General features: G+C 50.9%; 9 protein-coding genes. All 9 read right to left on the reverse strand.

Annotation, left to right across the window (positions count from 1 at the left end; translation table 11 throughout):
* Positions 1-37 precede the first annotated feature (37 nt).
* On the reverse strand, positions 38-844 hold the full coding sequence (locus LT85_RS15350; protein WP_038490313.1) for a hypothetical protein: 807 nt from the start codon (positions 842-844) through the stop codon (positions 38-40).
* Positions 841-1,662 (reverse strand): citrate synthase, encoded by an 822-nt coding sequence (locus LT85_RS15355; RefSeq protein WP_038496420.1) that lies wholly within the window; start codon positions 1,660-1,662, stop codon positions 841-843. The genes LT85_RS15350 and LT85_RS15355 overlap by 4 nt, the downstream gene beginning before the upstream one ends.
* Positions 1,663-1,688: 26 nt before the next feature.
* Entirely contained in the window at positions 1,689-2,438 is a 750-nt protein-coding gene (locus LT85_RS15360; RefSeq protein ID WP_038490315.1) for an SDR family oxidoreductase, read from the reverse strand.
* A gap of 9 nt (positions 2,439-2,447) precedes the next feature.
* Entirely contained in the window at positions 2,448-4,310 is a 1,863-nt protein-coding gene (locus LT85_RS15365) for a thiamine pyrophosphate-binding protein (protein ID WP_081992422.1), read from the reverse strand.
* Positions 4,311-4,652: 342 nt separating this feature from the next.
* Positions 4,653-6,197, reverse strand: coding sequence for a sensor domain-containing diguanylate cyclase (locus tag LT85_RS15370; protein ID WP_038490319.1), 1,545 nt, complete (start codon positions 6,195-6,197; stop codon positions 4,653-4,655).
* Between the two features lie 136 nt (positions 6,198-6,333).
* A complete protein-coding gene (locus LT85_RS15375) occupies positions 6,334-6,768 on the reverse strand; it encodes a hypothetical protein (protein ID WP_052135226.1) in 435 nt (144 codons plus the stop codon).
* A gap of 66 nt (positions 6,769-6,834) precedes the next feature.
* Positions 6,835-9,219 carry a GspE/PulE family protein gene (locus LT85_RS15380; protein WP_081992424.1) on the reverse strand — a complete coding sequence of 795 codons (2,385 nt, stop codon included), beginning with the start codon at positions 9,217-9,219 and terminating at the stop codon, positions 6,835-6,837.
* Between the two features lie 604 nt (positions 9,220-9,823).
* Positions 9,824-11,743 carry a diguanylate cyclase domain-containing protein gene (locus tag LT85_RS15390; RefSeq protein ID WP_052135227.1) on the reverse strand — a complete coding sequence of 640 codons (1,920 nt, stop codon included), beginning with the start codon at positions 11,741-11,743 and terminating at the stop codon, positions 9,824-9,826.
* 798 nt (positions 11,744-12,541) lie between these two features.
* Complete coding sequence (locus LT85_RS15395; protein ID WP_038490325.1) at positions 12,542-13,024, reverse strand: DUF4440 domain-containing protein; 483 nt, start codon at positions 13,022-13,024, stop codon at positions 12,542-12,544.
* Positions 13,025-13,219 lie beyond the last annotated feature (195 nt).

The raw sequence follows: 13,219 nt of genomic DNA on the forward strand, positions 1-13,219 counted from the left end.
GCCCGATATCTGTCTTTTCCTATCACAAGCAAGCGCCCTATTCTTGCTGCCACCTGCGTCGCCCTGGCCCCTCATAACACAGCTGTGTGCATCGAAGCGGAAATGTCGCGCCCTCCGGGCGTTCGCTGGCCTCCATATAACAAGGAGGCATCCCGGCCATAAATGAAGGCTGCAGGAACAGGTAGCACTCCCGCGGAGAAAGTCCCATGTCCAAGGGAATCGCTACCACTACAGCTGCATAGTTGATGGGCAACTGCCGTCCCATCTGGAGCAAGCCTCGTTCAATATCGAAAGCCAATTGCAGATAGGGCCCTTGTTCAATCTGTTCACGGCCCATGTGAGCGAGAATGGCTGGAATGCGTTCATCCACCTGAAGCGTGGCAACCGGCCTGCCATATCCCAGAATGCGGCGATGCTGTTGCAGCTCCTGTGTCAATACTACTTGGAGGGCTTCCCCTGCTTGCGTTCGGTTGTAGGCGCGGACCAGGAAATCCGCTGCGGCAATTTCAGGCTGCCAGCCATAGATGCTGGCCTCCGATACGGCAATTGCGGCCGCGATACCAAGGGCGCCAGTACTGCGGGCGCTGCCTGCCAAGGCGGCGACGCGGTTATTCCATAGCCTCGGATCTGGATAACTGGTGTAGGTCCAGAGGGCATGCAGAACACTTATCTGTTGTGGCGAAAAGCGGCGACCGGTAATGCCGAAAGTATAAAGTTCTATCCAATCCATATCTTTCAGGTCGGCATGCAAATCATGACCGCGAAACACCGCTCGCTGCCCTGGAAAACAGGCTCCCATGCGAGTACGTAACGGCCCCTCGTAATCTAACAAGGTATTTCTCATTTAGACTCTTTCTGACATGAAGGTCCTGGATCGTTTTCCAGATCCAGTTCAAAGAAAGGAAAAAGACGGAAACCTTGTTTTCCCTGTTCCAGAGCATGGGCAGCGGCGCCTGGCAAACGCAGCAGCAAGGTCAGCATCTCCCCCTCGTTGGGAGAAAAATCCAGATCGGCAAGTGCAGCTGCGGCAACACCGGTCATCGCCAGAGGAAAACCGGCCGCCGTTTCCAGCGCGGCCCTCTCCTGCTGAAGCCACGCCAGACATCCTGCGGGCAGGATGTCTGCGAGAAGCGAAAGAGTCCGCAACACAGGGGCCGCGCAATGTTTTCCATAGGGATCGAAGCCCGCCGGATGCTCTAGCTCCGGCCATACCTGCAAACGCGTGGGCGGCACCGGCGAAGCCAGACTGGAACACCAGTTTGCAAGCTCAGTTCCGTTATTTTCCCAAGCTCCTAAAGCCAGAAAAACTTCCCGTGCGCCGCCGTAGGAACCTGCGCCAACAGCCACCGCAGCCATGAGGACCGAGGCAGCAGTGGAGCCACCGACTCCGGCCGCCATCGCTGCATGCACGGAGGGGTCACGCGGGCCTGGATTGGCCAGAGCCACAGCTAGGATCTCCAATGCCGCAATGGCGCCCGGCGTCGGCCGCTCGCCCTTGAAAAGGAGGTACATGTATTCGATATAACTAGCCTTGCCAAGCAAATCTCCGTAGACATCGTATCCTCTGCAATAGCAGGCGGCAGCCGCGAAAGGATTGTCGGCTTGTGGCTCTTCCTCCCAGATGCTGCTACGAATCGTGTTTGGATTTACGGCATGACTCATCTCATCCCCCTGTTCAACGCGCACAATTAAAGCAAGCTCATTCCACCATCGACGACAATCTCTTCTCCGACCACGTAAGCCGCATCGTCGGAGGCCAGGAACAAGGCGACCTTGGCGACCTCCTCCGGCATTCCGAAACGCTTGATCGGCGATTTGCGCTCCATCTCGCTTTTAATTGCCTGGACTGTCTCTGATGGCAGGCCGAAACGGTCGAACATGGGAGTCGCAATGGGTCCGGGGCTGATTGCATTGATCCTGATCCCGCGACCGATGAATTCCAGGCTTAATGACTGCACTAGCGAGCGCAAAGCGGCCTTGCTTGCACCGTAGACACTAAAATTTGGCGAGCCTAATTGGTTGGTGATGGATGTAGTGACAATAATCGATGCGCTGTCACCAAAGAGCGGAAGCGCTTTCTGGATGGTGAAAAAAGCACCTTTGAAATTAATTCCTGCGATTTCATCGAATAACTCTTCGGAAACCGACTCTATCGAAGCCGCTGTGGCGACAGCAGCATTGACGAACAATATATCCAGGCGTTCAAAATGCTTCTTTACTTGCTGCATGAGGGCATCTATTTCTACCAGATCAGCGGCATTGCTGCGAATGGCAACGGTTTCGCCACCCAGCTCTTTCCTTGCGCGTTCCAACGCATCCGGATCGCGCCCTGTAATCACCAGACGTGCGCCACGCTCCAGAAACAGTTTCGCAGTTGCAAGGCCAATTCCACTCGAACCGCCTGTGATGAGTACGTTTTTTCCTTCGAGTTTATTCATTGCGATTCCTTATAAGCCGCCAGCCAAAACCCGCATGCGGACATTCATCGGGGGCACTTCTTCGCGGTCGATCAGCACATCCAGCAGCGTCGGCCCCTTACGGGCGCACATGGCTGCGATATCCAACGTGCATAATTCCTCCGGTGTACGAATAGTGTGCGCCTGTGCACCCATGGCGCGCGCCATTGCAGCGAAATCGGTGAAAGGCAAATCACAGCCTATTTGTTCCGCCCGGGCAAGCCGCTGGCCATGCTTGACCATTCCCAAAGCCTGATCGTTGAGGACAACGAAAATGACGGTTTGCCGTTCAGCGACGGCTACCGAGATTTCCTGGCCGTTCATCAGAAAACTGCCGTCTCCGGTAATGCACACTACCGGCACGTTAGGATTACCTACGGCAGTGCCGATGGCGCCGCCAATGGCCCAACCCATCGGGGCAAAATTCATGATGACGCGTAGCCATCCAGCACTTGTCTTGCGCCGGCCAGCTGCGAACGCGCTGCCCCTCCCCTCTCGCCGCCTTTCGCCGACACGCCGATCTTTGCTGAGTTGCAGGTAATGAACGGCCCAAGCAACGCTATTGCCGGTATCTGCGAGAAAACGGGTGGTTGGCGGGAACAGCCGGCCTAGTTCACGCATCAGCCGTTGCGGAAGAATGGGCACGGCACTGCTCTCGTATTTATCGGGAGCGGCAAGCATTTCCCGTGGATTCCAATCGGCGCCGTGCTGCTTGCGAACAAAAGAGCGACGTTCTTGCTCGTAGTTTCCTGTCCGGCGAATGTCAAACATATGCTTGAGCAATCGCTCGAAAATCGACAGGATGCGCCCCCTCACGTGCAAGCGGGCCATCGGTGTATCCGTAAGATGCTCCTCCGAGTCGTCGATGTGCACGAGCCGGGCATTAAGCACGCTATCGCTCCAGCCGCCACTGTTCCATTCCCCCATTCCCGTGCCGATAGCAATGATCAAATCTACCGATTTATCGCGCAACAGGGTTTCTGCCGAAGCATGACCGGCAAAGCCGAATACGCCGCGGAAAAGCGGATGACGCGAGCTAACCAAGCCCTTGCCGTCAGGCGTAGTGATAACTGAAGCGCCGCTGAGGTCAGCGAACTCAAGGACGGAACCGATGGCTTCGCCACAGCCCGCACCAATCAGCAAAACAATATTTTTGGCGCTGAACAGCATCACATTCAGTGCTGCCAGCGCTTCGTCATCAACCGACGACGACGGTTGCAGAAGCGCCAACAGGCCATAGGAGGGGGTCAATTGCGTGTTGACGCTACGAAACACATCCACCGGTATGCTTAAATGTACCGGCCCCATTGGCGCCCTGACGGCTCGCTGCAGTGCAGTCATGAGTTTGTTCTCGAACTGCAGCGGATGGGACACCAATGAATTGTAGCGAGTGCAATGTTGCAGCATGCCTAGCGTATCGATTCCGGTACATGTGGATTCTTGCAGCGGATGTTTGCCGAAAGTAGGCAAGGCTGTCTGCGCCGTGATCACCAGCATTGGAATATTATTGTCGTAGGCGCAGGCGACACCGGTGATCAAATTTGTGGCGCCAGGACCGGACGTGGCGCAGCAAACACCGATTTTTCCCGTTTCCCGCGCATAACCATCTGCCATAAATGCAGCTCCTGCTTCGTGCCGGGCCAAGACATGGCGTACACCACCCCTACGAGCACTTTTGGCAAGTGCATTGAAAAGAGGCTCAATGGCGCCTCCGGGAACGCCGAAAACGCACGCAATTTCCATCTGCTCAAGATAGGTCACCAACAGATCCGCTATCTCCATTGGATGTTCAAGAATCAGCTTTGCATTGCGACTTGGCGCATCGTCGTAAGTCTGCAAATTTTCAATTCCCATGTCGGCCCCCCCTCTATGACAGGGAAATTGCGGTGATCCGTCGACGTATGGCGAGATCAGAGATAAGCCATTTCAGATGGCTTATTTATTTCCACATGGCAATTTATTGTAATCCTATCCAGATCAATCACCAAGCTCAATCATCAAATCACGCATCAAATTGGCAACAGGATTGTAAGAAGAACAGCCTGCATCTGGTGTGCCCGAGGTGACGGCACACTCTGTCAAGTGGCGCTGCAGAATCGCCGTAACCCGCCTTGCGGTCCGTTTTAGTACTAGGAACCAAGTGCCTGAGCGGCGACCATGAACGGGCACGGTATTTAACTGAGGTGTTCTGGGCGTTTATACATTACACACCTCGGGAAAAAAGCAGACACGGTCACGCCCTGTATTTTTTGCCACATAAAGGGATTTGTCAGCGTCGTCAATTAAACGAGCGGCCGTATCGTCTCGTCTAACCAGCGTACGTGCGCTCACTCCTGCGCTGATCGTTACAATGCCGGAGGTATTTTCGGCATGAGGAATCCTCAGGTTTCTCACCGCGAGACGGACACTTTCCGCTACTCTCATGGCCCCTTCAATATCACTATCAGGGAGAACAATAGCCATCTCTTCGCCGCCATAGCGTGCCGCCAGATCACGAATGCGCTTTTCAGAAATTTTGACCGCACCGGCGATTTTCCGCAGACAATCGTCTCCCGCCGGATGTCCATAAATATCGTTGTATCGCTTGAAATTATCAACGTCAATCATGACTACCGCCAATGATCCGGCATCATGCTTGGCTTTTCTCAATTCTTCTTCGATGACGATGTCAAACCGGCGACGATTCGCCAATCCGGTTAGGCCGTCCTGCAACGCCAATTTTTCTAGCGTCCGGTTCAATGTCTCCACTTTGTCGCGGGCATCCCTTGCTTCCACCTCGGCATCTACCCGCAGGCGAATTTGAGAAACAAGATGAAATCCGAGCCAACCCAGGACGCAAATCAAAAGCAAGGTAATGGTCGTGTGGAGATAGGTATCCGTCTGCCATTCGGCGAGTATTTCACTCTTGGCCAATGAGGCCGTCACAAACATGGGATAACGCTTCAGATGGCGATAGGCGATCAGCCGTTCTATGCCGTCTTGGTTGGACAGTATCATGGCTGTCCCGCTATCATTTTTTGCGATGTAATCACGAAACAAATCACCATCCTTGATGCTTTTTCCAATGGATTTTTCCAGCGACGGCCGACGAATCAGCATCGTTCCATTGTCAAGACCAAGGATGGAGGCTCCCAGTTTTCCGATGTCGATACTGTCATAAAACTTCCGGAAATATTCGACGTCGATTGTGGCCAGCACAACCCCACCGAAGCTGCCATCGCCATGGTTTACTCTACGGCTCAATGTAAGAATCCATTTTCCGGTAGAACGGCTTTGGATCGGAGGTCCAACGTGGGCTGTGAGTTCGGTGTGGGTCCGATGATAGACAAAGTATTCCCGGTCCGAATTATTTAAATTCTGGGCAACGACCTTTTGGGAATTTACAAGCCATTTCCCATTTTCGTCATACACAAAAATACCTTGCAGCTGCGGCGACTCGGTCACCCGATTCATCAGATATCGATGCAAACGATCCAATGCAGTGGCGCTCGTCCCATCCACCGACAACCGTTCAACAAGCCCAACCAATGCAGCATCTGCATCTTTGAACGTATCATCGGCATGCTGCGCCAGAGTCCGGGCTAGGTTCGACGTCGCCACCACCGATTCCCCCATTTGTATTTCACGCGCATGCCAGCTCCGCCAGCCATCTATACTGATAAGTGACATACAAACCAGGACAACAAAGGCGCCAGCCAACAGCGTAACCGGCAGACGAGAAAGGCGGGGCAGCGATTTCATTCGTTACCTTTAATGGTTATATGACGGGCCCTGGCCAACCTATATCAACACGGCAAACAAGTCTGATGTCAATGTCTGCCTGATGATTCAAGCATCGCTTCGGATTGCATCGGCAATGTCCAGTGTGCATACTGCATCATCGCATCGGTGTGTCGTCCGGTTTAGCATGAGCAGCGCCGGCTTGCGCATGGAGGTAGTGTTGCAACACCATGATTTCTCTGATGACTTTTTCTGGAAAGCCCTTTCGATTGCCTCTGTTATCCAATAGAAGCTGGTCTAGGAATTGTTCACACATAGTCGGCCTCGCCCAAATTGCCGCCAGTTCGTTGGTGACACGTGGAAAATATCTTGCCAGCTCCCACGGTTTGATATCCGCAGGAAGTTTTGCGTACCATTGATAAGTGCTTTCCAACAAATCTTGATCTTTGTGCGCCTGTGGCCGCCGCAAAAATTCCCAATCAGGAACATCTCTTCGCACTGCTTTATCTTCTCCATCAAGAATAGCTTTCGCCTCGGTGAGCGGCACCTTCTCGAAAGGTATGGAATCGCTTTCCGTTACTTTTGAACTCATTGCATCCTCCATCGAAAATTCACATCGGCTTTAACCCAGCACTGATTTTCTGCACGTGCTGACGTCTCAAACCGCCTTGATTTGCTCCCAATCGGTATGTCCTTGGAATATCTTTTCAATCCCATCTTGCCTGAGCGTGCGCATGCCTTCTGAAATGGCAACGCGCAATATCTCTGGAACATTGGCGCTCGCATGAATCTTCCGTTTAATTGCTGCCGTATTCAAAAGCAATTCATAGACGCCAACCCTGCCCTTATATCCGCTGTTGTCACATGCCTTGCATCCCACGGCCTGAAACAGGTGGAATACACCATCTGTGTCAGCGTATCGGGTACGCCATCCCGCTAGCACATCGTTTTGATCGAGCTCAGTCTCAAAACAATATTCATGCAGCAGCATTTCAAGCTCATCCTCGGCAACGTCGTATTGTCGGCGACATGCCGGGCAGAGACGGCGCGCCAGTCTTTGCCCAACCACGCCTAGCAAAGCATCGGCAAAATTGAAAGGATCAAGGCCTAAATCCAGCAGCCGGACTACGCTCTCAACAGCGCTGTTGGTATGCATCGTCGAAAACACCAAGTGCCCGGTAAGCGACGCTTCTATGACGGTTTTTGCAGTTTCAGGATCCCGGGTTTCACCAACCATAATGACATCGGGATCGGCGCGCAGAAAACTGCGCAGTACTGCAGCGAACGTCCAATCTATCTTTGCTTGTACCTGTACCTGTCGCAAACCTTCCTGGGTAATCTCGATAGGATCCTCAACGGTCCATATCTTGCGATCCGGTGTATTGATGGAATTCAGCAGTGCATGAAGAGTGGTTGTTTTTCCTGATCCTGTCGGACCGCAAACAAACAAAAGTCCGTGCGGCTTGACGACGAGTTTTTGCAACCCGTCCAATACATAGGGCGTCAGCCCCAATTTGTCTAACGACGTGGCCTTGGGCGCCGCAAGTATACGCATCACGACGTCTTCCAGGCCATCGGTGGTCGGCATGGTGACGACGCGCAGTTCTATTTTTGCGGGACCGAACGCTTCGAAATTCAGCTTGCCGTCCTGGGACCGCCTCTTTTCCGAAATATCCAGGCGGCTCATGATCTTCAGGCGGGAAATCATTGCTTTACGAAAATTGGCCGGCACATCGGAGTAATGTGTCATTACGCCGTCTTTTCGGAATCGTATGCGGGTAGACTTGCTCCCCTTCATCGACTCGATATGAATATCGGATGCACCTTGTTCGAAAGCATCCATAATGATCTTGTTAACCAAGCGAACCAACGTATTGTCTGATTCTGCGACAATTTCACCGGCCCCTGCGCTTGAAGCATCGCCATCATCCTCATCCAGACCCGACACCATTTCTGCAATGTTCTCGCGCTCCGCTTCGCCATAAAACTGTTTGATCATGCTCGACAGTTCTTCCGAAGAAGTCATTACAGGATCAATTTTCAGTCGCGTAGCAAATGCAAGCGCGTGCAATGCCTCCGATTCGAGCGGGTTTTCCATTGCCACCACCATGCGTAACTCATTTTTGTAGAGTGGCATGACGCTGTATTTTTGAATTATGTGCGCAGGCAGGGTCTTGATAAGATTTGGGTCGACTTGAAACTGGAGCAAGCTCACAAACGGGATCCCGAGCTTTTGCACCAGCATTCTTTTAATTACTTCGTTTGTAACGACACCCATATCGACCAAGATGATGCCTAAATGCTTTTTGCGATCCTTTGCCTGGATTCGCAACGCATCATCCAATTGTTCTTGCGTGATGAGATTTTCATCTAGCAGCGCCTCGCCAATTCTTAGTTGAGGTCTTCTTCGTTGGTTTTCCAAGGCCGCTTCGACTTGCTCCTGCGTCACCAATTGCTGTTGCAGAAGATAATCGCCTAGCCGTTGAGAACGTAACTGTTCTTGTTTTTCCAGCCCCGCCTTAATTTCGGCCGGCTCAACAATTCGCTCATCCACCAGCATCTTTCCGAGCGGATCGCCAATCTGATGCCGATCAATCGCCGTAGCCGGGATGAACGAACGCAAGACAGAATTACCATGTTGAGGCGTAAACAAAAATAAGCCGGCATCGTCATAAACAAAACCTAATACTTCGGAAATCTGGTGACCACCTCCTTTAAAGTGAACAACAGATTTTTTTTTCGCAGATGCCGGTGCGATTTCTGCACTTGGCAGATTGGCGGGAAGTTCAAGATGCTGCAACTCGATCGGGCGAGTCAAACTTACAGTCTTCAAACTGGAAAAATTGACATTGACTGGCGCTTGTGCGCGATCAGGAAGAAAAATCAGCATCAATGCGCCGAGATCGAAACCAATCAGGCTGCCTCCCTGGCGCCTTCCTTCCAGCGTAGAGATAAAACATGGCTCGGTACCGTCATCAGACGGCACAGCCTGTTTTTTCACGACAAAATGCGGTGGTACTGGCCATTCGAATTCAGTCTTCATGGCATTCGCCCTTAGACAATATGAAAATCGAGCTGCTCCGTTACCGGCCCAAACGGCCTACAGTGTTGCAAACACTGCTACAAGCCATTTCAACCATGAACAATTTGGCAATTCACTTGACAGTGACGTTGCAATTAAGAATAGCGCAAATATTTCCTCCGTGCAATATTAATCGGCGATTCATCAATCGCATTTGGACATTGCAATGAGCGGTAATCTCACAGCACCCGGAAATACCGCTCACCACGCGCGCGTCAGGTGCAGTAAGATTTAGTCAACTATTCCAAGCTGCTTTTGCAATACTTTGTTTGTCAAAATATCTGCTAAATGAAGTTCTCGCCTTTTCGCGTGATACAAGTGCTTATAGCACCGACCAGTCGGGGAATGCGCCGGATTGTGGACGATGCGAACCTCCGAGATGACACCCGCGTCGTCCAACCATTCGACCATTCCATGCGAGTATTCCTCTATTGGATTTTTGCATTCATCGCACAACAACGGGTACCTCACAAATTTCATCGTCTCTCCAGAGTAGCGCGTATCACGCAGATTCGTGGCGGCCAAATCGGACCGTTTTGATGCAAACCAGTACTACAACGCCTCTTCAGCATTCAATTCCGTGCTCACTAAATTGTTCGCCATAAAATCGAAATTGTCCCTTGCCCGCGGCTTTAGCAGAATACATGGCGATATCCGCGTTTTTGAGAAGCGTTGCTGAATCGTTGCCGTCGCGCGGAAATAAACTTATCCCGATAGAGGTACCGACCGAGACGACCTTTTTGTGTTCTGTAATTTCAAACGGCAGGGAAAATTTCCGGTTGATGCGAGCAGCCACTTGAGCCACTTCTTCCTGGCTTGAGACTGAATCAAGTAATAGCGTGAATTCGTCGCCACCCAAGCGGACCACCCTGTCCACTGGCCTCAATACGGACTGTAATCGCAGTGCGGCTTCCTGTAGCAACTCATCCCCGGCATCGTGACCCAACGTATCATTGATAATTTTAAAGTTATCCAGGTCAATGAAAAGAATAGCAAACATTCCATTGCGATTTCTAATCTGGTTTAACGCATTGGGCAGAAATTTCATTAACCAGTGACGATTGGGGAGCGCTGTCAGGGCTTCTATATTCGCCATCTTCAAAAGCGCTTGCTCGTGAGATTTTGTTTCGGAAATATCTCTTATCGTCATCGCCAACCCATGCCCGGAGCGGACGAGTCGCCGGGACATCCAGATAGTATGCTGCGGATTATTATGGAAAGGCTTGAATTCATCTTCATAAAAGCCAACCTCCATCGCCCTGCGGAAAATGGCGAGTACACGCTGCGCAACCGCCCCTGAATAAAGGTCGGAAAATTTTTTCCCAACGAGTTCGTCCTTTGCATAGCCAACAAGGCTTGCGCCTTGGTCATTGCAGTCCTTGATCACGAAGTCAACCACATTATGTTGTTGATCGTAGAGAGCCCGCACCATGTAAAAACCCTCATGAGCGCCATCAATGGCTAGCTGATAGGTATTTTTTACTTCATTGACTTGAAATTTTCGCCAAGCCAATCGCGACAAAAAGGATATGCCAACCGCAGCTAGGAGAAGCAAAAGCAAACTCCCCGCAATCGCAATGTTGCGATAATTATCCGCAGTAGATTGATATGCGGCAAACGCAGCTGCGTCGGATAAGCCGACGAAAGAAACAAGCGGATAGCCGGGCAGCTTTTGCCAAGCAATGATGCGCGACTCGCCGTCGATAAACTTATCCCCCGGCATGCGCTTGACACCACCACCGGATTCAAATATTTGGGGGGAGCGAAATATCGAAGGCAATGACCGAATGCGGTCACCCATTTTGGCTGCCAATACATCGCCGTCCATATCTTTAATAGCCAGACTGTCACTCGTGCCCAGGCTCGATGCATCGGTGAACGCTGCAAGAAAGGCTGGTTCGACGCCAACAACGACTATGCCGTCAAATGTGCCATCTGCTTTTGCCAGTCGTCTCGTAAAACGAATCACTTTTCTCCCGGAGCGCCCTCCTGTACCCGGTTTTTCAATACGCAGATGATTATCTAGATTCAACTGCTGGAATATGAAATAGTCCCTATCAACGATATTGGGAGCATTAGCCATATCCAGGGTGCTGGTCACGATCGTTCCGTGGCTATCCACAATAGAGGCGTAAATTTGCGCGGACCGCGGGTATAGGCCCTGCCGCAATTGGTCCTCCAACTTTAACGCCCCATGGAACGTCTGCCAGTCGTATTGAAGATTGCGCGTTATCTGATCGATTTGATCAATTGAGCGCGAAAGTTGTTCGGTATAGGCCTTTGATAGCTGAGCCGCTTTCGTGAATGTATTCTTTTCAATTTCAGCCCTATCGCTTTGAATTTTTGCCAGCGACACCCCCCAGACCAAAACCCCCAATAACATACAGGCGAATAGCCATGCCAGAAGTATACCCACGCTGCCTCGGAGAAATTCAAGTCGTTGAATTTCACTATTAAGACGCCTAGCTAAACTGCCAGCAGTCATAGATCAATATCCGTTTTATAGGGCTATTGTAGAAAAGCGCAGCAGACGACATCTATACTTGATGTGACGCGGCCTACAAAGCTTCGCACACTAACTGGAAATGTATATGGAACGCTTTGTCATGATTTGCAATATAACAAATCAATTTCCGCATGACAATCTATACTCACGGAGTAGAGGACAAACAACGAACTGATGACGACACTCATTGATTGCACTTTCGATGCGCTATAAGGCTTGTCACAAATTTGGTCAGGTCAAATCGTCAAATAAGTGCTCATCAGAAGTGAGAGGTTCAACACCAAGATATATTGGGTTGATACCATCGCCCTCGCAATGAACGCACAACGGATGCGCACGCAGGTAGTAGCCGCGCGATTAGCTCCATGCGCTCGTATAGCAACTTAAAATTAGATAGTCCCGGGACTCTTAATAACATTTTGTCCGTTCAATAAAAAATCACCTATTTGGCTAATGCCGTTCAGTTAAGACTGAACGACATTTTTATTTATGGCAAGTTACCGGCATCCATGAAGCATTTGCGAGAAAGAGTGGTTACCCTCCTGAATGGAGAACGGCCCGGTCATCAGTTCGACCGGGCCGTCAAGGGCAGACCAAAGAAATATGCCGTTCAGGTAACAAAGAAAAATCCTTAACTGAACGGCATTAGCCTATTTGGCGGCTTTTTCTACTCTTAAACAAATTTCTTGTGCGGTTTTGACTGCGTCTAAAACACGCACTTCGGCCTGCTCTCCTTTGGACGGCAACAAAAACCTCGTTGGAGAAGCGCATTTCAGTTTACATTTTTTCCGGCATTGCTGAAGAATGGTGGCTTGTAATGAGCCATTGCTTGCCGTCCCATCGATACGTATATGTGTAGCGCGCATGAACTACCACACCCGTCCTTCGGAAGGTGAAAGTATATAAACCAGCGTCAACTGCAGAATTACATCCGAGCTCTATAAAACGGAAGTCGATTTTTCCTGACGGTTGGCCCTCAAGAAAGTGTTGGAAATAGTCTTCCTTCTCGGCTGGCGTAAGTCGCGGCTTATTTGAGAGAGTCGGCAATAGAATTGAACGCGTTGCGTAGTTGGCGACAACCTTGTCGGGGTCGCCGGTTTGTAAAGACTGATTCCACCGATCAAAGAGCGCAGCAATTTCCGACTCCGAAATTACCTTACACCTCGCCACCCCAGAAACATCTGACGTTTCAGGGTAGGTTCCATTTATGGCGCAGCCGCTGACCGCAGAAATCAAAATTAATGCAGCAAAAAACTTCATCGGAATTCCTTTGATAGTCCTGTGGGTTGCGCGTTATTCCTGTGCTACTCGCAGGTAGTTCTAAGCAATTGAAATATGCCTGTCACTTGGAATTCTGGGGACACCCACTCATTGCGCGGAATATACACCAATAATTACCACATAGAAACTATCAAATTTTATAGGTACAGATACCTGCGGGCTGCCTCAATCCAC

Origin of the sequence: Collimonas arenae (assembly GCF_000786695.1) — a bacterium.
In the GTDB taxonomy this organism is placed as follows: Bacteria; Pseudomonadota; Gammaproteobacteria; order Burkholderiales; family Burkholderiaceae_D; genus Collimonas; species Collimonas arenae_A.